Origin of the sequence: Bacillus sp. FSL E2-8868, from assembly GCF_038005505.1 — a bacterium.
GTDB lineage: Bacteria > Bacillota > Bacilli > Bacillales > Bacillaceae_G > Bacillus_A > Bacillus_A mycoides.
This window is the reverse complement of record NZ_JBBOTI010000002.1, coordinates 922,432-940,419: the sequence shown is the minus strand read 5'-3', so window position 1 is coordinate 940,419 and position 17,988 is coordinate 922,432. Positions and strand designations below refer to the sequence as shown.

Here is a 17,988-nt window from a genome sequence, read left to right as displayed (position 1 = left end):
AATAAATGGATATTATGATGAAGGGAGTAAAGGGAATAGGGGTATATGGATATGAGAAAGAAGAAAATAATCAAGTATATTTTAGTTGTTATAATGATTTGCGCCGTATATGCGGGGTTTTTACAATATAACATTTATAAGCATGGGCATATGAATGCAATTGATGATGCGGATTATATAATTGTACTAGGATCGAAAGTAAATGGAACAAAACCTTCTTATTCATTGCAATATCGTATTGATAAAGCAGCTGAGTATTTAAAATTACATGATAAAACAATTGCTATTGTATCTGGAGGCCAAGGAAAAGGTGAAGATATTACAGAAGCATTAGCGATGAAACAAGGATTAATGAAACAAAATATTGCAGAAGACCGTATTATAATGGAAGATAAGTCGACGAGCACAGATGAAAATATTAAATTCTCAAAACCGTTAATTCCAGCCAATATGAAAAAAGGTATGATCGTAACAAACGATTTCCATATGTTTAGAGCGAAAAAAATAGCTGCAAAACAAGGTTTGCAATTAGAAGGGCTTCCGGCCAAAACACCGAAGCCAATTATCATTCCATCGAATGTACGAGAATATTTAGCGATTACACAATATTGGTTTATGAATCGAATATAGTTAAAGTAATCCCGCCCGAAATTTGAGGCGGGATTTATTTCGAGGGAAATCTTACAAAAATGTCATGTTCATGAAAGGTAAAGCGATAGTTTCTGGAAAGGTTTCCTGACATAATGAAGGTAACAAAAACTTTAGAGGTGATTCGGTTGAAAGGAAATAATATTTTATCTTCGCTATGTTACTTTAGTATCTTTTTTGCACCATTTTTACTACCAATTATCGTGTACTTCGTTGCGGAAGATGAAGTGAAATATCATGCGAAAAAAGCATTTTGGTCACATGTTTTCCCATATGCAATTTTATTTGGAGGGTTAGCTTTATCAGGAGTATACGGTTTAAGTTTCAATCAGTCTGAGAGCGTTGGAATTGGGATGGTTATAACGTATGCAGTGTTTATTCTTGTAGGGATTTACTACTTCATTTGGAATATTGTTAAAGGTATTAAAGTATTGAAAGCAGCTTAACGTTGTCGTTATGTGTGTAAAGTCGATATAATTTCATTTACCATATTAATATGTATTTAAAAAAGAGCAACTCACAAAGGAGTGCTCTTTTTTTGCTTATAAGTTGTGAATAATGAAAAAGATATGTTAATTTTTTATTATGAAGAGAAAAAAGGAGTGGTTTTTATGAATGAGATGATACATAAAATGGAGCAACACGTTTCAGTTCGTAAATATAAAGAAGAACCAATTTCAAAAGAGATAGTAGAAAGACTGGTGCAAGCTGCGCAGCATGCAGCTTCCTCACATTTTGTACAGGCGTATTCTCTTATATATGTAACAGATCAGGAACTAAAGGCTAAACTAGCTGAATTATCCGGGAATCGTCATGTGAAAGACTGCGCAGCATTCTTTGTATGCTGTGCGGATTTAAAACGTCTAGAAACTGCATGTGAGAAACATGGAACAGAAATTAAACATGAGGGAGTAGAGGACTTTATTGTAGCAACAGTAGATGCCTCATTATTTGCACAAAACTTAGCACTTGCAGCTGAATCATTAGGATACGGCATTTGTTATATTGGCGGAATTCGTAATAACCCGAAAGAAGTGAGTGAATTGCTTCATTTACCGGATAAAGTATATCCGGTATTCGGAATGACAGTGGGCGTACCAAATGAAGATCATGGAGTTAAGCCACGTTTACCGGTAGCGGCCATTCTTCATGAAAATGGATACGATGAAAAGAAATATGATGAATTATTAAACGAATATGATGAAACGATGAGTGCGTATTACAAAGAAAGATCGTCAAATCAAAAAAACGTAACATGGACGGAATCAATGAGCTCATTTATGTCCAAAGAGAAAAGAATGCATATGAAAGAGTTTTTAAATGAAAAAGGATTAAATAAGAAATAAGTAAAAAGGCAAACCTGGAATGCGGGTTTGTCTTTTTTGGAGGAGAAATGTATTTTTTTTCTATCATATACATAGAAATAAAAATTAATAATTTTTTACAAAAGTGATAGAAAATGAGAATGAAATGCCAATAGTAAGTAAAAGCAGCTGCTAAAGGGGAACTGAGGAAGGAAGATGTTTATGATTTTTAATTCTGAAGAGGATTTAATTATAGCTATGAAAAAACGTGATCAAGATGCTTTGAAAGAAGTCATTGATCAATATGGAAAATTAGTTTTATACATTATTCATAAATCATTAAGTACCCCTATTGAGAAACAATATGTAGATGATTGTTATAACGATGTATTTACTATCATTTGGTTTAATATCGACCAATTTGATATAGCAAAGGGAAACTTAAAATCTTGGATGATTGGTATTACTAAATTAAAGGCATTGGAATATAAAAAGAAAGTATATAGAGAGAACAAAATGGATAAAGACGCAGAAATAGATAAAGGTATCCATGATAGTTATGAAATAGAACAAGAAGAAGAGATTATGGAAATAGTGCAAGATTTAAATAAAAAGGGTTTTTCTTATTTTTTAATATATTCGTGATAGTAAGTGCAGGTCTTTGCTTTATAAAATATTTAATGTAAAAAGCGGCATAATAGCCGCTTTTTATCGTTTTATTTAGTACTCGATTTAAAATATTTGTCTTATGAAAGAACGATTATTGCTAATTGTAAACTGCCAATAAAGTTATTTGAGTTTTGATATAGAATGCCCCATCGCACTTGAAAATGCAGCAATAATTTCGTTTGAACCTATCTATTATTGTGCACTACCTAAAGCACCCTCTATAACAAGTTCAAACTTTCAATAAGAAGATAAACCCCCGTACAACTTAAAAGGATGTACGTAAATATTTTGAAAATCCGTTGATTAAGCCATTTGAAAATAATTTGACCTATATACAAACCTAGAAATACGATTGGAATAGCATAAAAACTTGATTCCCAAATTGTTTTGTTTGTGCCAGTAAAGAGTATTTGAGTTAGTAGACTAATGAAATATATAAATAGATAAAAAGCTAAAGTAGTTGCTCTCAACGTCTCTTTTTTCGTATCAGTTCCTGTAAAGTAAAGTAACAGGGGTGGTCCTGGCATACCGATACTGGTCGTTAAAAGCCCTGATAATCCACCAACTATAAAATCTCTAAATGGTGTTGATTTAACCTTAAAGTTGCATATTAGCATCAATGTTAATAGTAAGAGCAGGATGCTAATTGCTAATTTAAAAGCGTTTATATTAATGGAAATGAAGAGTAAAATACCAAAAGGTACACCAACTATACTTCCAATAGTTAACCTTTTCAGTAGAATAAAGTCAATGTCCATTCTTATTTTCCAAATGAGTGATATTGAAATAACTAATGATAAAATAATATTAATTTGTATAGCTTCTTGTGGTAAGAATAACATTAGTAAAAAAGGTGTTGCCATTATGGAAAAGCCAAAACCTGTACTTGTTTGCAAAACAGAAGCCACCAATATAATACATATGAAACTTAATGTAATCTCCAAAATAGCCCTCCTATTTAATCAAATACAATAAATATTTTAATACCATGAAAATCGAATTTAGCTATTTTGAGCCTATAGCATAAGTGCAATGTTTCACAATCTTATTTTTATTTTAACATAAAAACTTAGTTTCTTCTCAAATAGCATTCACGTATAGGGCCCATTAACGAATATGGTTGACATTTTCAAATAATTGTATTGTTACGCAGCGCTAATAAATGAGATCAAATAAAATTTGGTGAAGAATCTATTGATTATCAATAGATTCTTCACCAAACTCACCGCGATAAAACAAGAAAAGCCATATAAAACTAACAAAAATACAGCATATAGCTAACAGGCTACCAATAACTTGCGGAGAAAGAATTTCTAAAAGCCATCCTGTTATAAACATAGATAACTGAATAAGAGATCCATAAATGGAATAATGAAATGAAAAAACTTTACCAATCATGTTTTCTTCTGTATACATTTGTAGCAATGTCGTATCAAGTGGAACGATGATTCCTCCTGCTATACGCATACAGAGTAATGTAATGATACCGATAATAAGTTGATCGGATAGAACGAATCCGAGAAAGAAAATTCCTTGTAGTAAATAGGCCCAACCAAATGCTCTTTTCATTTTGTCTTCATTTTTAGATATATATAGGTTAACGAGAAGGCTACCAATCATAAGTCCAGCCCCTTGAACCGTATATAAAATTCCAATGTTAGAGTGGAAAATTCTTTCGGCATAGATTGTTAAGAGTAGTTGATAAGCACCTCCAATAATTCCCCATGAAATTCCGACGAGAATTAATGATAAAATAATTTTTCTTTGTAATATGTATGTATAACCATCTTTTATATCAGTAAAAAATGCTTTTTTCGTGCTAAAAGTGTCACGAGAAGGGATCTTTATTTTATAAATAATATAGGCTGAAATAAAGTATGATAGGCTATTAATAAAAAAGGCAATCTCGATACTTAAAGATTGTGCAATGAGCCCACCTAAAGAGGCTCCCATAATAGACATAAAACCATTGATTGTACTAGAAAGAGAGTTAGCGGTTACTAAATGCTTTTGATGTACGATATTTTTTAGGGTTGATTGCTTAGCAGGCTCGAATAAGCAAGAGAGTACCGCTAAACATATATTAGAAACGAAAATAATTTCAATTTTGTAGAATGCTAATAAATAAGTGAGGACGATAATTCCTCGTAAAATATCGGTAAAAATCATAATTTTCTTTTTTGAAAAACGGTCTACAATTCCGCCTATGAATGGGCTCAGAAGAAGTTGAGGTAACCCTTTGCTCATAAAGGTGAGTGCTAACATAAATGAAGATTCTGTTATGCTATAGACGAGTGTTAATAAAGCGACAGTATGAAACCAATCCCCAAGTACACTTAATGTTTGACCAAAAAATAGTCTTTTGAAGTTTGTATTTGTTTTAAGAAGCCTGTAATAAGAAATTGACATGAGAAATTAAACCTTATCTATAAGTGATGCCTGTACTTGTTTTTTCCATTCACTTAAATACATTTTCTCTGCTTTAGGTAGTCCAACAGGTAATTGTGCAATGAATTCTAAACTATTTCCATCAGGATCGTTAAAATATACGGAGGCGTGTGCTAATTCTGGAAAAACGATTGGCTCAATTGGCTCCATTCCAAAGTCTTTTCGCGCTGGAATTCCTTTCTGTTTGAGCCAGTGTATTGCGTTTTCTAAATCGTGTAAGCTTACTTGGAAAGCGATATGTCGTAAGGATGGATGATAATTGACTTTGTATTCTTTTCCTTCCCAAAGACCAATCCAACTTTCATTTTCTACAATCCAAAAGAAGGCGATATCGTTGTCTCTTTTATATAATTTTAACCCCAGTGATTCATAAAAAGGTATCGAAATTTCTAAATTACAGACAGGTAAATGTGCTTCATAAAGACCTTTAATCATTATAATCCTCCTTAGTAAAAATGTTTCTTATTCCATAGTAAACGATTTCTTGTTAGTTGAAATCACAAAAAAGATGGACATAAATTCATACGAAAGTATGAAAAAACAGCTCAAATATGAGCTGTTTTCGTATAGTTTTTAATTAACCTATTTCATTCATTTAGAGTTTAGCGAAAAGGATACGTATTATATTTAAAACCCTCCGCCGCCACCCCAACAGCTACATCCGATAATGATTAGAAGGATGAATAGCACGATGAGTAAAGCAAATCCACCGCCGAAACCAGCGCAACTACCACCAAAGCTCATGTTTTTTCCTCCTTTTTAGGAAATTAATCTATATAACTAATGGATTACTTTATAAGATATGTTTTTATTTAGAAAAGGAGCAAGTCTTACTTCTAATTAGACAAGAGCCTGTGATCGGATTTAAATGTGATATTTACTTTGTTTCATAGCGCTTTTTTTAAAATGGTAAAACAATATGGAAGTGTATACTAGGTGAATGTATTGCAAATGAAAGGGGTATGTAACTTACAATTACATTAAAATTTCTTTTCATAAATATAAAATTTGTAAAAAAATCCATTTTTTTATTTTTTTATGAGTGGAAATGTACTATAATTTTACAAGTAATATTATGGGAAAAGGGAGTTTTAGTATAGAGATGGAGATGGGACAATTACACAATAAAATAGAACACAAAAAGAAAGAGTTAATTCAACTTGTTGCTAGGCATGGATTAGATCATGATAAAGTTTTGTTATTTAGTCGAGATTTAGATATACTAATTAATAAGTTTATGAATATAAAAGACAAAGTATGTAAGTGATTAATCTTTAATTTTTTATATTAGGATTATTTACTGATAAAGGAGAGAACAGTTATTGGAACATTTACAAGAAGAGTTGTATAAACAAATAAAAGAAGAAAAAGGTGCAGTTACTATATTTTTAAAGAGCGGAGTAAGAATAGTAGGGGAAGTAGTTGGAGTAGATAGATTTACAGTATTAATATTAGTAGATGGAAAACAACAACTTATTTATAAGCAGGCAATATCAACAATTATGAAATAAGACACTCATTTTGAGTGTCTTATTTCATAATTAAATGGTTATTGTTTACATGCTTCAACGTCAATGCCAGCAGCTAGTAATTTTTTTTCTCCGTCTTGTTCAATGATTTTTTGTAATCTAGATAAGAAAGAGTCAAAATCTGTATGTTTACCAACTTGGAAAGTCATTTTATGCTCAATTGGTAGCCAAGTATCAATATCAGCTTCGTTATGCTGAATTTTTACTTCAAGTTTATCAAGTGCGTTAGCAACTTTTGCTTCATACGTTTCTTTCGCTTCGAACTCCATCCATAAATCGTATAATTCCACGCCGAGAGAACCTTCTAGTGTACGTTTAATATTTGAAATAGCCTTTTGCTCATTTTTTTGTTTTTGTAATTGTAATTCACGGCTATTCATCGTATCAAAGGCAGGAATATCACCAGCTTCTGCTTCGACAAGGTCATGAATAATAACCATTTTAAGTAATTTTTCTATATTTACTTTTTGATCCAAATAAGGCTCAACTAAGATAGCCATTAGGGACATACGCCACGTATGTTCAGCAACACTTTCTTGACGTCCGTTAGAAAGCCAACTATGTCGCATTTCATATTTTAGTTTTTCTGCTAATGCAATGACTTGTAAAATGTTATGTTCCATCGTGATCCTCCTCATATTTCCATACTATAATTCTAATATAGAAATGAAATGTGTCAATTTAATGAGTATATTGCGATAAATAGATGATACGCGTATAATGATTGTTATATGTGAAAACGCATTATTAAAATAAAAAAATGTTTTACGAAAACGAAAAAGGAAGGGTAGGAATATGGGAGACGAAAATCAAGGATTAGCTAGACCGCAAAGGAAAAAAAGGAAGTTTGATATTTCTAGCCCCTTTGGCATTGTAGTAGGTTTCGTTATTTTAATTGCAGCGATCATGCTTGGCGGTGGTGGAATAAAAGCTTTTAAAAATTTCTTAGATGTTTCATCTATTTTGATCGTTATAGGGGGAACAACAGCGACAATTATTGTGGCATATAGATTTGGAGAAATAAAAAAATATACGAAAAGTATTTTTACTGTTTTACATAGAAGAGAGGAAAATCTAGAACAGTTAACGGATTTGTTCGTTGATTTTTCAAAGAAGTCTAAAAAACATGGTTTACTCTCGTTAGAAGTTGATGGAGAGCAAGTAGACAATCCTTTTATTCAAAAGGGGATTCGTTTAATGTTAAGTGGATATGATGAAGCAGAATTAAAAGAAGTATTAATGAGAGATGTTGAAACAGAAGTATATGAGTTAAGAAAAGGAGCAACATTATTAGATAAGATTGGTGATTTCGCTCCAGCGTGGGGTATGATAGGAACTTTAATTGGTCTTATTATTATGCTTCAAAACTTGCAAGATACATCGCAAATTGGTACAGGAATGGCAGTTGCTATGTTGACGACATTGTATGGATCTGTTATTGCAAACATGATTGCAATACCGTTATCTGAAAAAGTGTATCGTGGCATTGAAGATTTGTATACAGAGAAGAAGTTTGTAATAGAAGCAATCACAGAGCTTTACCGAGGACAAATTCCTTCTAAGTTAAAGTTAAAACTTGATACATACGTATATGAAACGAAGATAAAAAAAGAAAAACGAGCAGCCTAATATTTCAAGGAGTGGTATGGTGATGATAAAACGACCGCAAAAAGGATCGCCTCGTTGGATGACGACTTTTACTGATTTAACGATGTTGTTATTGACTTTTTTTGTACTATTAGTTGCTACATCAAAACAAGATACAGTAAAATTATCGAAGATGCTTGAAAAGTTTAGTGATGCAGAACAAGTGGATGCGAAAGTAATGGAAGGTACAATACCAGATATTTCACATGAAAAAAATGACGAAAAAGCAGTTTCAAAAAAACGAATGGATGAATTGTATAAAAAGTTAAAAGCATATGTAGATAATAATGGTGTTAGTCAAGTGAATGTATATCGAGAAGATACAGGTGTTAGCATCGTTATAGTAGATAACTTAATATTCGATACAGGTGATGCGAATGTTAAGCCGGAAGCAAAAGAAGTAATTAGTCAATTAGTAGGGTTCTTTCAATCGGTACCAAACCCAATTGTTGTAGAAGGACATACAGATAGTAGACCGATTCATAATGAAAAATTTCCTTCCAACTGGGAATTATCTTCAGCACGAGCAGCTAATATGATTCACCACTTAATTGAAGTGTATAATGTAGATGATAAACGATTAGCAGCGGTAGGATATGCGGACACAAAACCAGTAGCATCAAATGATTCACCGCAAAATTGGGAGAAAAACCGGCGCGTTGTAATATATATTAAAGAATAATATATTTCCATTTTATTAATAAAATAATAAAAATACAGAAATTCTTTTAAAAAAATATTAAATTTTCTCGTTTTATTTTGTATAATGAGTGAGAATGATAAGGTGAAATATTAAGATATATTTATACATAGAGGGAGAGAACCAAAAAGAATGGCACATAAAATTTTAGTTGTAGACGATGCAATGTTTATGCGAACAATGATTAAAAACTTATTAAAAAGTAATTCAGAATTTGAAGTTATCGGTGAAGCAGAGAATGGGGTAGAAGCGATTCAAAAGTATAAAGAACTTCAACCTGATATTGTAACACTAGATATTACTATGCCAGAAATGGACGGACTTGAAGCATTAAAAGAAATTATGAAAATTGATTCGAGTGCAAAGGTTGTTATTTGTTCTGCAATGGGACAACAAGGTATGGTATTAGATGCAATTAAAGGCGGGGCAAAAGACTTTATTGTAAAGCCATTCCAAGCCGATCGTGTTATCGAAGCTTTAACAAAAGTAGCAAATAGCTAATATAGAAGGGGTGCCACAAAGAATCAAATCAATGATAGCGGATAGACGTGTGGCCCCCTTTTTTCTCGTTATAAAACACTAAATTGTTATACATAAATGAAATGTTTGTTAGACAGGTAGGGGATTAAAATGCAAACAGATCTATTAAATATATTTTTTGAAGAAGCAGAAGAACATTTACAGTCGCTAAATGAAAATGTGCTAAATTTAGAACAGAATCCTGCCGATATGGGTGTTGTAGGGGAAATATTCCGCTCAGCTCATACATTTAAAGGTATGTCTGCGAGTATGGAATTTGCAGAAATGGCAGATTTAACTCATAAGATGGAAAATGTTTTAGACGAAATCCGTCACGGAAATATGATGGTGAATGCTAATATTATTGATGTTATTTTTGAGTGCATTGATAATTTAGAAAAGATGGTTACAGATGTGCAGCAGGGCGGAATGGGTAATATTGATGTTGTATCTACAAAGCATAAATTAGAAGCATTATTAAATGGGAATGTAGAAGCTTCTATGGAACAAGTAGAGCAAAGTAGTATAAACAATGATGATACAGTTTCACATGAAGTATATATAACCGTCGAACAACAAGCCATTTTAAAAGCAGTACGTGCCATTATGTGTATTGAAGCATTACAAAATGTAGGGGATATACAAAAAACGGTTCCAAGCATTGAAGAAATCGAAGCGGATGCTTTTGGATTTGAGTTTACAGTATATATGGATACTGATCGTAGTGTTGAAGAATTGAAACAGGTGGTGCTTCACGTTTCTGAAATTGAGAAAGTAGAAGTGAAGCAAGGAAATATAGCTGAAGAAGGAATCGTACAATCTATTGCAGCAACGCAGCTGGATCCATCTCTAGAGGCACGAACTCCAACAGCTAGTACTACACCGGCTAAAAGTACTACAAAAACGAAAAATGCTAAAGTAGAGAATCGTTCTATTCGTGTTCAGTTAGAAAAAATCGAAAGATTAATGAATATGTTTGAAGAAAGTGTAATTGAGCGTGGACGAATTGATGAATTAGCAGAAACGATTCAAAATAAAGAGTTAATCGAGCATTTAAATCGATTAGGGGATATTTCAAAAGATATCCAAAATGTATTATTAAATATGCGTATGGTACCGATTGAAACGGTTTTCAATCGTTTTCCGCGTATGGTACGTATGTTAGCGAAAGATTTAGGTAAAAAAATCGATTTACAAATTAAAGGTGAAGATACTGAAGTTGATAAAATTGTTATTGACGAAATTGGTGATCCACTCGTTCATTTAATTCGTAATGCAATTGATCATGGTATTGAAACTGTCGAAAACCGACGTGATGCCGGGAAAAATGAGACAGGTACTATTAAATTAGAGGCGTTTCATAGTGGAAATCATGTCGTAATTCAAATTACTGATGATGGAAATGGTATTCATAAAGGAAAAGTATTAGAAAAAGCGATAAAAAATGGTGTTGTAACGGAATCAGAGGCAAATAAATTAACGGATCGTGAAGTGTTTGATCTTATCTTCCAACCGGGATTTAGTACAGCGGAAGTTGTATCTGACCTTTCTGGACGTGGGGTTGGATTAGATGTTGTTAAACATACGATTCATAGTTTAGGTGGGCATTTAATTATTGATTCTGAAGAAGGAAAAGGAAGTACATTCAGAATTGAACTTCCTTTAACATTGTCTATTATTCAATCAATGCTTGTTCAAACAAATGATAAGCGTTATGCCTTGCCTCTTGGCAATATTGCTGAAGCCATTCGAATTAAGAAAGAAGACATACAATCGTTACAAGGAAAAGACGTTTTAAACTATCGCAATCAAATTATTGAAGTGAAACATTTAAGTACTGTATTTGGTGAAAAAACAGTAGATGAGGCGTTCGCATCATATGATAGTCAAATGGTTCCTGTGTTAATTGTTCGTAATACACATCGTAGCTATGGACTTATCGTAAACACAATTATCGGTCAAAGAGAAATAGTTTTAAAGTCATTAGGTGATTTCTTTGCAGAGAGCTCTAACTATTTCTCTGGTGCGACAATTCTCGGTGATGGACGAGTGGTCCTCATTTTAAACCCAGAAGGTTTATAATAGGAATGAAGGAAGCTCCCCACTTGTATACAATTGGGGAGCTTTTTGGGTAGAACTAATAATATAAGTATATGAAAACCGTCGTTTACACATATTGTGGAAATAAATACATGTTCACAATTCGGATGATAAGTTTGGTAAAATATAACGAGTGTAATAGAGAGTTTAAATCATTTGATAGAAAAACAAAAATGAGGAGGCAGGAAAAATGCCTGAGCAACACACAAAAGGGGATACTGGCACAATTGTGCTAGAAAAAGAAAATGAACATTTAACGCCTCAAGAATGCGATATTCTTGGTGAGATTGCTAATATATCATTTGGTTCAGCTTCGACTGTATTATCAACAATTTTAAATAGGCAAGTAAGTATTACTGCTCCTCAAGTAGAATTGGTAGATTTATATGATACAAGTGATGTTGAAATTCCACATGTTGTATTAAATATCCATTTCACAAAAGGATTAGATATGGAAAATCTTCTTGTTCTTCAACAAGATGTTGCTTTATCTATTGCTGATTTAATGATGATGGGAACAGGTGAAGTTGAAGAGGGAAAAGAGCTTGGTGAATTAGAGCTAAGTGCAGTACAAGAAGCTATGAATCAAATGATGGGATTCGCAGCAACATCTATGTCAGAATTCTTCCAAGATACGGTAGACATGTCTCCGCCAACAATTAAAGTTGTGCAACTTACAGAAGAGATGGAGAAGATTTCTGGTATTAATGGGAATAATATGGTTGTTAAAGTATCGTTTGAATTAAAAATAGATAATCTTGTGAATTCTCAGCTTGTACAGGTTGTTTCAGTTGAACATGCGAAGCGAATGATAAATAAATTGTTACAATTATCTGGTGGTGTGGAAGAAGAAATAGATGAGCCGGCGGAAGTGCAGGAAACTGAGATTGTAGAAGAGCATGTAGAAAAAGAGCAATTAACACAAGAAGAGAAAGATGTGCTTGGTGAAATTGCGAATATTTCAATCGGTTCGGCTTCAACAGTACTATCGACGCTTTTAAATCAGCCTGTCACTATTAGTACACCAAATGTAGAGGCGATTAATGTTCGTCATTATGAAGGAGTACCGGTTCCGTTTGTTATTTTAAATGTCGATTTTGTTGAAGGACTAAAAAATGAGAATGTATTCGTATTTACGAAAGATGTTGCTTTAACAATGGTAGATTTAATGATGATGGGAACGGGTGAAATTGATCCGGAGAAAGAGCTAAGTGAATTAGAGTTAAGTGGCATTAAAGAAATTATGAACCAAATGATGGGGCATGCTGCAACAGCGATGTCAGAAATGTTTAAAGAAAAAATGGATATGACACCACCAGACGTTAAATTTGTTTCTTTAAAAGAAGAAATGGAATATTTGGGAGAGTCGATGGCAGTTGACGAACTCGTTCAAATTACTTTTAATCTTGAAATTGGTGATCTCCTTCAATCAAAGATGTATCAAATACTACCGATATCAGAAGCGAAAGAAATGGTTAGAAGACTTCTATATCCGATGGTGGAAGAGCAAGAAGAAATAGTTGAGGAAGTTGTTGAAGAGGAAGAAATTCCTGCACCAGTCGTACAGCCAATTGAATATAAAGAAGTCAAGCAAGTTGAGCCAGTATATATGGATACATCTATTCTACAAAATGTAGAAATGAATGTTAAATTTGTATTTGGAAGTACAGTGAGAACAATTCAAGATATTTTAAGTCTACAAGAAAATGAAGCGGTCGTACTTGATGAAGATATTGATGAACCGATTCAAATTTATGTGAACGATGTATTAGTGGCGTATGGAGAACTTGTAAATGTAGATGGGTTTTTCGGAGTAAAAATGACGAAATCGCTATAAGGCGTCAAAATAGGAGTTTGAACAAATAGATGAAAAACGTAAAGTTTTTTCTAGTTAGTTGGCTATTCTTACATATATGTATAATTTTACCATCGCAAGGGCAGGCAGAAGAAAAAAGTGTACAAGATCAAAATATAAGCGAAATGAATGACCAAGAGGGAAAAAATAAAGAAGTTCAGGAACAGCCAGAACAAGTGGAAATGCCCTCGGTTGAAGATGAAAAAAAAGCAGTAGAAAATGAGCAAGGGAAAGAAAAAAAAGAAGAAAGAACGATAGAAACAGACCGAGGGGTTATTACAGTTAATAAGCAGGAGCTAAAGGTTGGCGAAGAAGTGCGGATTGCTGTAGAATCAAATGAAAAAAACATTCAAAGTGTAAAAGGTATATTACAATTACAAAAAAATGGTGAGCAGTACAGACAAGAGAGAATAATATCTTTTGAGTATGAAGAAGAAACGAAGCGATGGATCGCTAATTATAAGGCCGGAATATATGATTTACAAGGTGATTGGAACCTTAGGCTTGTTGAAAGCTATAAAGAAGATGAGAAGGAAGAAGTAATAGAGAACGAATTAAATGTCCCGCTCATTCGTATAAACAATGAAGCACCAACTATAGATAAAGAATTGCCAAAGTTAGAGAAAGTTAGTATTGATGAGGCAAAAGGGAACTTAATTGAACGGAAAAAGGGAGAATCCGTTCATATACGAGTACAAACGGTAGATAAAGAATCGGTTGTTAAAGAAGTGCGCGTTATATTAAAAGGAAAAGAAGACGGTAACGATATTACTTTTTTATTAGACTATAATAAACGCGACATGGATTGGCAGAAAATATTTGAAATAACAGAAGCTTTACCTGTTGGGCCGCATCAACTTATTGTGGAAGTAACAGATGGGGCAGGTAACAAACTTGTGACAGAGAGTGAATATATCGTTTCTATCATCGAACAAAAAGTGAAAGATGATGAAAAGATAGAAGAGCAAGAGAATCAAAATGAAGTAGAAGATAAGAAAGAAATTGAGAAGCAGGAAGATCCGAAAATAGAGATGCCGCTTCCAGAAGAAAAACTTCCAGTTGTTCAAATTCCAAAGCAAGAAGAGAAAGTGAACTCTTATATAAAAGAGCCGTTGAAAGAAAAAGAGGTAATCAACTACGTTATAAAAGAGTCGTTAACAGACAACAAGGAAGTAAATAATGTGAAGGTTCATAAAGAGAAAAAAAGCGGAAATGACAATCAAGTCGTTTCTAAAAAGAAAGAGAAAATAGAAGAACAACAAGAAAAGAAAGAGGAAAAAAGTGAGCAGGGAGTACAGGCTTCTAATGTGTTTGCTGTTATGTCAGGATTATTTGTACTATTTTTAGTTTTAAAGAGTAATAAAGAGTGGGGCTAATAATTTGATAGTAGTGGAGGCGCTTAGATGGAAATTAAACGTACTACAATTGAAAATAAGACGCTACACCCATTAAAACAGCCTGCAGCTATTTCAGAACATGAAATTCAAAAAGAGCGAAAACGGAGTAATCTTGTGTTTACCGGGCGGTCCCAAATCATTTCGAAAAATAATGAAATAGGGATTCTACTTGCGAGTTTAGGTGATGGAAAGATTGTAAAAGATATGCTTTCTAAGGAAATGGATACGGTGTTGCAGTTGTTTTCAAAGCTACATATGTTGTCTGAGGAAGGAAAGCAATCGGAAAAAATATATGAACAAATTGTTAAAAGTTTGCAGGGGCTTATTAAACAAGCTCATATAAAGGGAGTTCCGTTATTAGACGGAACGTATGATTTCGCTGAAGTGCAGCTTTCGTTTGGAAGAAAAGTGCATATTCCGTTACTTGATGTAAGTGCGCTCATTTCTAGAGTGGAACAAGATACATCAGAAGGAAATACGAATTTAATGATAACAGTTATTACAGCTTACATGACAAAATTGTCTAACGAAACAATTTTAATTAGCGGTACGGATCGTATTTCTAAAGAACGTGATGTGAGTGTGTGGAGAGCACTTGCAGAAATGAATATGACGCAATTATCGCATGCGTTGAAACATACGATTCAAGAGCATAAATGGTCTGTTACAGCTCTATTTCTCTTTATATGGGTTATAGGTATTATATTGATTCGTATTATATAATAAAAAAAGGTCGTCATTTCAATTATGACGACCTTTTTCTATATTTTTTCGTAGAAGAATGTATCAAAACGCTGAAGGTTGTAGCGTTCGGGTGTTAAAATTTGTTCTGTGCTACCAACGAATAGTACGCCGCCTTTTCGTAAAGAACGACTAAACTTTTCATAAAGCTTTATTCTTGCTTCTTCTGTAAAGTAAATCATTACATTTCGACAAATAATTAAATCGTAGTTCGTATCAAATGTCTGCATTAATAAATCATGTTGTTTAAATGTAACTTGCTGTTTAATATTTTGATGCAATATATATGTATCATCTTCTTTTGTGAAATGACGTTGTTTTAAATCATTAGGTAATTCTTTCAAAGAGCGTTCTGTATATTGACCACGTTTTGCAGTTTCTAAAACATGAAAATCAAGATCCGTTGCTTGAATGTCATAACGAAACGGAGCTAGATGCTTCGATAATATTAAAGAAAGTGTATACGGTTCTTCACCGGCAGCGCAAGCAGCACTCCAAATTTTTAATTTACCGTTATTTTGTTCAAGTAGCTTTGGTAGAGCTTTCGTCTCTAACGTTTGCCAGCGCTCTTTATTTCTGAAAAACTCTGATACGTTAATTGTAATATAGTCAATAAAACTTAAAAATAACGTTTGATCGGTGCGTAAATTATTTAAAAAATTTGTGTAATTTTCAAAACCTTTTCTCGAAATGAAAGCGTCGATTCTTCGGCGCATTCTATCTTGCTTATAGGAAGCGATATCCATATTAAAGTGCTGTTTAAAACTTACGACAAATTGATTATAATCTTGTTCAGTTATCATATTTACAATAGGCACAATAACGATATTGTGCCTCCCCCTTTACATCATACGAATTTTTTGTTCAAAGCTTTTTTTCATCTGCTTTTCATGTAAGCCTGGTAAATCATAAATAACAGCATCAATTCCTGCTTCTTTTGCAACGTCAACGGGAATAACAGACGTATGTTTATCGCCGTTATAAAAACAGAGAACTAAATCGGTATCTTCGATAATTTGCTTTACAAAAAACATATAATCTGATCGATAAATGGAGTCGGAAGGATGATCAAAAGCAATATACTCTGCTCCGTGTTTTTTTAAATAATCAACGACTTCTTGAAATTCGTCTGTTAATACATGTAACGGTTGCAGTGTGTAAAGGCATAAATTTTGAGCGAGCCTTTCATTTTCAATGAAAAAACGAAGAACCTCATTTTCAATAGATTTATAACATAATATGTAAATTTTATGTTTGTGAGCATAGTCAATTAAAAATTTTTTTATTTCTTCCTGATCTAATGCTGTTAATTGATTTGAACCACAAAGAAAAATATTCATAGATTTGTGCCACCTCATGCTAAATTGTAACATATCTTCTATAAAAAATAACTGCAAAATATCATTGTACAGAGTATAATTATAAATAACTAGATTTTACGATTAAGTTTAGAAGGAAATAAAAAAATAAATAGGTGATATATATGCTGCGTTCTATCTCGCATAATCCAATTTTATCGCATATACCGCCTGCTACTCAAATGCCGAAAGAAGCAAATGTCAGGACAGGACTTGCTTTTTCGGATAATTTGCATGCAGATCCGAAAAACGATAAATTGTTAGAACAAATGGAAGCACTTGTTGATAACATTGGAGAAATTAAAGAGAAAATCGAATTAGAGTTAACGCTCGATAATGTAATGGAATACAAAAATACTGTAAAATCATTTTTGAATTTTTACGTTGATAACGTATTGCAGTATAAAGATGTTATGTCTCGTCATCCGCGTTACGGATATTCGCAGAAAATGACGATCGTAAAACAAGCTGAAATGGGATTAACTGAGTTAGAAGATGTTATGAATTTAATTAATACGAAAACAGGGCATTTAGAAATGTTAAATCAAATTGGAGAAATTCATGGTTTAATTGTAAATTTAGTCTTGTAAAGGAAAGGAAGCTATATGTACATACAATTATATGAAAAGCTCGTTATTATTCAAAAGGCATATGAAAATATTCAAACGCTTGGGGAACAAATATATGAGAATTTAAAAAATAAAAATGTAAATGCAGTTCAAAAGTTGCAAGTAGAGCAATTGCAGTACATAGAAGGTGTTAAAGGATTATCGCGATCTTTTGAGGAAATGGTTGTTCAGCTTTGTAAAGAAAAACAAGTTGAACCGTTGCGTATGCGTTCGCTATTTTCGTATTTTTCACAGGAAGAAAATGAAAAAATGGAAGAATTACAAAAAAGTTTAAATGAATTAGAAGAAAATGTAAAAATGATTCTTTTGAAAAATCAATATTACTTAAACGTACTATTAAAAACTACAGAAAGTATTGTGGATTCCGTTTCTGAATACAATTTGGAGAAAAACAATAATTCGCAAATCTTTATGAATGAACTATTGTAAAGGAGAAGTGAAGCA

General features: G+C 32.8%; 22 protein-coding genes. 15 read left to right on the top strand and 7 right to left on the bottom strand.

Annotation, left to right across the window (positions count from 1 at the left end; all coding sequences use genetic code 11):
- The first annotated feature begins 93 nt into the window (after positions 1-93).
- From NSS74_RS15685 to NSS74_RS15670, 4 genes are all read left to right on the top strand, one after another.
- Complete coding sequence (locus tag NSS74_RS15685) at positions 94-630, top strand: YdcF family protein (RefSeq protein ID WP_306475273.1); 537 nt, start codon at positions 94-96, stop codon at positions 628-630.
- Between the two features lie 146 nt (positions 631-776).
- Entirely contained in the window at positions 777-1,094 is a 318-nt protein-coding gene (locus NSS74_RS15680) for a DUF4870 domain-containing protein (RefSeq protein ID WP_002011879.1), read from the top strand.
- A gap of 165 nt (positions 1,095-1,259) precedes the next feature.
- Positions 1,260-1,994 carry an oxygen-insensitive NADPH nitroreductase gene (gene nfsA, locus NSS74_RS15675; RefSeq protein ID WP_002141086.1) on the top strand — a complete coding sequence of 245 codons (735 nt, stop codon included), beginning with the start codon at positions 1,260-1,262 and terminating at the stop codon, positions 1,992-1,994.
- 174 nt (positions 1,995-2,168) lie between these two features.
- The gene (locus NSS74_RS15670; protein WP_002141087.1) at positions 2,169-2,597 is read left to right on the top strand and encodes a sigma factor; all 429 of its coding nucleotides are present in this window, start codon (positions 2,169-2,171) and stop codon (positions 2,595-2,597) included.
- Between the two features lie 242 nt (positions 2,598-2,839).
- On the opposite strand, the gene NSS74_RS15665 is transcribed toward NSS74_RS15670, so the two are convergent.
- The 4 genes from NSS74_RS15665 to NSS74_RS15650 form a co-directional block, all read right to left on the bottom strand.
- Positions 2,840-3,565, bottom strand: coding sequence for a sulfite exporter TauE/SafE family protein (locus NSS74_RS15665; RefSeq protein WP_016103053.1), 726 nt, complete (start codon positions 3,563-3,565; stop codon positions 2,840-2,842).
- Between the two features lie 247 nt (positions 3,566-3,812).
- A complete protein-coding gene (locus tag NSS74_RS15660; RefSeq protein WP_340813938.1) occupies positions 3,813-5,030 on the bottom strand; it encodes an MFS transporter in 1,218 nt (405 codons plus the stop codon).
- 6 nt (positions 5,031-5,036) lie between these two features.
- Positions 5,037-5,504 carry a VOC family protein gene (locus NSS74_RS15655; RefSeq protein WP_002141096.1) on the bottom strand — a complete coding sequence of 156 codons (468 nt, stop codon included), beginning with the start codon at positions 5,502-5,504 and terminating at the stop codon, positions 5,037-5,039.
- A 192-nt stretch (positions 5,505-5,696) separates the two neighbouring features.
- Complete coding sequence (locus NSS74_RS15650) at positions 5,697-5,813, bottom strand: YjcZ family sporulation protein (protein WP_000007805.1); 117 nt, start codon at positions 5,811-5,813, stop codon at positions 5,697-5,699.
- Between the two features lie 304 nt (positions 5,814-6,117).
- Here NSS74_RS15650 and NSS74_RS15645 point away from each other — a divergent pair, with 304 nt between their 5' ends.
- Together NSS74_RS15645 and hfq are read left to right on the top strand one after the other, a co-directional pair.
- Positions 6,118-6,336 carry an aspartyl-phosphate phosphatase Spo0E family protein gene (locus tag NSS74_RS15645; RefSeq protein WP_002189061.1) on the top strand — a complete coding sequence of 73 codons (219 nt, stop codon included), beginning with the start codon at positions 6,118-6,120 and terminating at the stop codon, positions 6,334-6,336.
- A 55-nt stretch (positions 6,337-6,391) separates the two neighbouring features.
- On the top strand, positions 6,392-6,580 hold the full coding sequence (gene hfq, locus NSS74_RS15640; RefSeq protein ID WP_002012071.1) for an RNA chaperone Hfq: 189 nt from the start codon (positions 6,392-6,394) through the stop codon (positions 6,578-6,580).
- A 38-nt stretch (positions 6,581-6,618) separates the two neighbouring features.
- Here the strand turns inward: hfq and NSS74_RS15635 are convergent, their stop codons facing one another.
- Positions 6,619-7,221, bottom strand: a complete 603-nt coding sequence (locus NSS74_RS15635; protein ID WP_002141099.1) for an HD domain-containing protein — start codon at positions 7,219-7,221, stop codon at positions 6,619-6,621.
- Positions 7,222-7,393: 172 nt separating this feature from the next.
- Here NSS74_RS15635 and NSS74_RS15630 point away from each other — a divergent pair, with 172 nt between their 5' ends.
- The 7 genes from NSS74_RS15630 to NSS74_RS15600 all read left to right on the top strand — a co-directional run bounded on the left by NSS74_RS15630 (position 7,394) and on the right by NSS74_RS15600 (position 15,539).
- On the top strand, positions 7,394-8,227 hold the full coding sequence (locus NSS74_RS15630) for a flagellar motor protein MotP (RefSeq protein WP_002012069.1): 834 nt from the start codon (positions 7,394-7,396) through the stop codon (positions 8,225-8,227).
- Between the two features lie 22 nt (positions 8,228-8,249).
- Positions 8,250-8,927 carry an OmpA family protein gene (locus tag NSS74_RS15625; RefSeq protein WP_002012067.1) on the top strand — a complete coding sequence of 226 codons (678 nt, stop codon included), beginning with the start codon at positions 8,250-8,252 and terminating at the stop codon, positions 8,925-8,927.
- A 150-nt stretch (positions 8,928-9,077) separates the two neighbouring features.
- A complete protein-coding gene (locus tag NSS74_RS15620; protein WP_000940577.1) occupies positions 9,078-9,446 on the top strand; it encodes a response regulator in 369 nt (122 codons plus the stop codon).
- A gap of 129 nt (positions 9,447-9,575) precedes the next feature.
- A complete protein-coding gene (locus tag NSS74_RS15615; RefSeq protein WP_002141100.1) occupies positions 9,576-11,546 on the top strand; it encodes a chemotaxis protein CheA in 1,971 nt (656 codons plus the stop codon).
- A gap of 208 nt (positions 11,547-11,754) precedes the next feature.
- Entirely contained in the window at positions 11,755-13,401 is a 1,647-nt protein-coding gene (locus tag NSS74_RS15610; RefSeq protein ID WP_002086512.1) for a flagellar motor switch protein, read from the top strand.
- 29 nt (positions 13,402-13,430) lie between these two features.
- Complete coding sequence (locus tag NSS74_RS15605; protein ID WP_002141101.1) at positions 13,431-14,795, top strand: hypothetical protein; 1,365 nt, start codon at positions 13,431-13,433, stop codon at positions 14,793-14,795.
- Between the two features lie 27 nt (positions 14,796-14,822).
- Positions 14,823-15,539 (top strand): hypothetical protein, encoded by a 717-nt coding sequence (locus NSS74_RS15600; protein ID WP_002030922.1) that lies wholly within the window; start codon positions 14,823-14,825, stop codon positions 15,537-15,539.
- Positions 15,540-15,577: 38 nt separating this feature from the next.
- Here NSS74_RS15600 and NSS74_RS15595 read toward each other — a convergent pair whose 3' ends face one another.
- Together NSS74_RS15595 and NSS74_RS15590 are read right to left on the bottom strand one after the other, a co-directional pair.
- Complete coding sequence (locus NSS74_RS15595) at positions 15,578-16,360, bottom strand: CheR family methyltransferase (protein ID WP_002166047.1); 783 nt, start codon at positions 16,358-16,360, stop codon at positions 15,578-15,580.
- A gap of 39 nt (positions 16,361-16,399) precedes the next feature.
- The gene (locus tag NSS74_RS15590) at positions 16,400-16,897 is read right to left on the bottom strand and encodes a flagellar motor switch protein FliG (RefSeq protein WP_002141103.1); all 498 of its coding nucleotides are present in this window, start codon (positions 16,895-16,897) and stop codon (positions 16,400-16,402) included.
- A gap of 143 nt (positions 16,898-17,040) precedes the next feature.
- On the opposite strand from NSS74_RS15590, the gene NSS74_RS15585 reads away from it, so the two are divergent.
- Both NSS74_RS15585 and NSS74_RS15580 read left to right on the top strand, forming a co-directional pair.
- Positions 17,041-17,505: a YaaR family protein gene (locus NSS74_RS15585; RefSeq protein ID WP_002141107.1), complete on the top strand. Its 465-nt coding sequence runs from the start codon at positions 17,041-17,043 to the stop codon at positions 17,503-17,505.
- A 15-nt stretch (positions 17,506-17,520) separates the two neighbouring features.
- Positions 17,521-17,973, top strand: a complete 453-nt coding sequence (locus NSS74_RS15580) for a flagellar export chaperone FlgN (RefSeq protein WP_002064619.1) — start codon at positions 17,521-17,523, stop codon at positions 17,971-17,973.
- Positions 17,974-17,988: the final 15 nt, after the last annotated feature.

Coding starts and splice junctions, on each gene's coding strand:
- NSS74_RS15685 (WP_306475273.1), top strand. CDS start 94: ATGATTTGCGCCGTATATGCGGGGTTTTTACAATATAACATTTATAAG.
- NSS74_RS15620 (WP_000940577.1), top strand. CDS start 9,078: ATGGCACATAAAATTTTAGTTGTAGACGATGCAATGTTTATGCGAACA.
- NSS74_RS15585 (WP_002141107.1), top strand. CDS start 17,041: ATGCTGCGTTCTATCTCGCATAATCCAATTTTATCGCATATACCGCCT.
- NSS74_RS15670 (WP_002141087.1), top strand. CDS start 2,169: ATGTTTATGATTTTTAATTCTGAAGAGGATTTAATTATAGCTATGAAA.
- NSS74_RS15600 (WP_002030922.1), top strand. CDS start 14,823: ATGGAAATTAAACGTACTACAATTGAAAATAAGACGCTACACCCATTA.
- NSS74_RS15590 (WP_002141103.1), bottom strand. CDS start 16,897: ATGAATATTTTTCTTTGTGGTTCAAATCAATTAACAGCATTAGATCAG.
- NSS74_RS15635 (WP_002141099.1), bottom strand. CDS start 7,221: ATGGAACATAACATTTTACAAGTCATTGCATTAGCAGAAAAACTAAAA.
- NSS74_RS15655 (WP_002141096.1), bottom strand. CDS start 5,504: ATGATTAAAGGTCTTTATGAAGCACATTTACCTGTCTGTAATTTAGAA.
- NSS74_RS15625 (WP_002012067.1), top strand. CDS start 8,250: ATGATAAAACGACCGCAAAAAGGATCGCCTCGTTGGATGACGACTTTT.
- NSS74_RS15650 (WP_000007805.1), bottom strand. CDS start 5,813: ATGAGCTTTGGTGGTAGTTGCGCTGGTTTCGGCGGTGGATTTGCTTTA.
- NSS74_RS15645 (WP_002189061.1), top strand. CDS start 6,118: ATGTACTATAATTTTACAAGTAATATTATGGGAAAAGGGAGTTTTAGT.
- NSS74_RS15580 (WP_002064619.1), top strand. CDS start 17,521: ATGTACATACAATTATATGAAAAGCTCGTTATTATTCAAAAGGCATAT.
- nfsA (WP_002141086.1), top strand. CDS start 1,260: ATGAATGAGATGATACATAAAATGGAGCAACACGTTTCAGTTCGTAAA.
- NSS74_RS15660 (WP_340813938.1), bottom strand. CDS start 5,030: ATGTCAATTTCTTATTACAGGCTTCTTAAAACAAATACAAACTTCAAA.
- NSS74_RS15595 (WP_002166047.1), bottom strand. CDS start 16,360: ATGATAACTGAACAAGATTATAATCAATTTGTCGTAAGTTTTAAACAG.
- NSS74_RS15605 (WP_002141101.1), top strand. CDS start 13,431: ATGAAAAACGTAAAGTTTTTTCTAGTTAGTTGGCTATTCTTACATATA.
- NSS74_RS15615 (WP_002141100.1), top strand. CDS start 9,576: ATGCAAACAGATCTATTAAATATATTTTTTGAAGAAGCAGAAGAACAT.
- NSS74_RS15630 (WP_002012069.1), top strand. CDS start 7,394: ATGGGAGACGAAAATCAAGGATTAGCTAGACCGCAAAGGAAAAAAAGG.
- NSS74_RS15610 (WP_002086512.1), top strand. CDS start 11,755: ATGCCTGAGCAACACACAAAAGGGGATACTGGCACAATTGTGCTAGAA.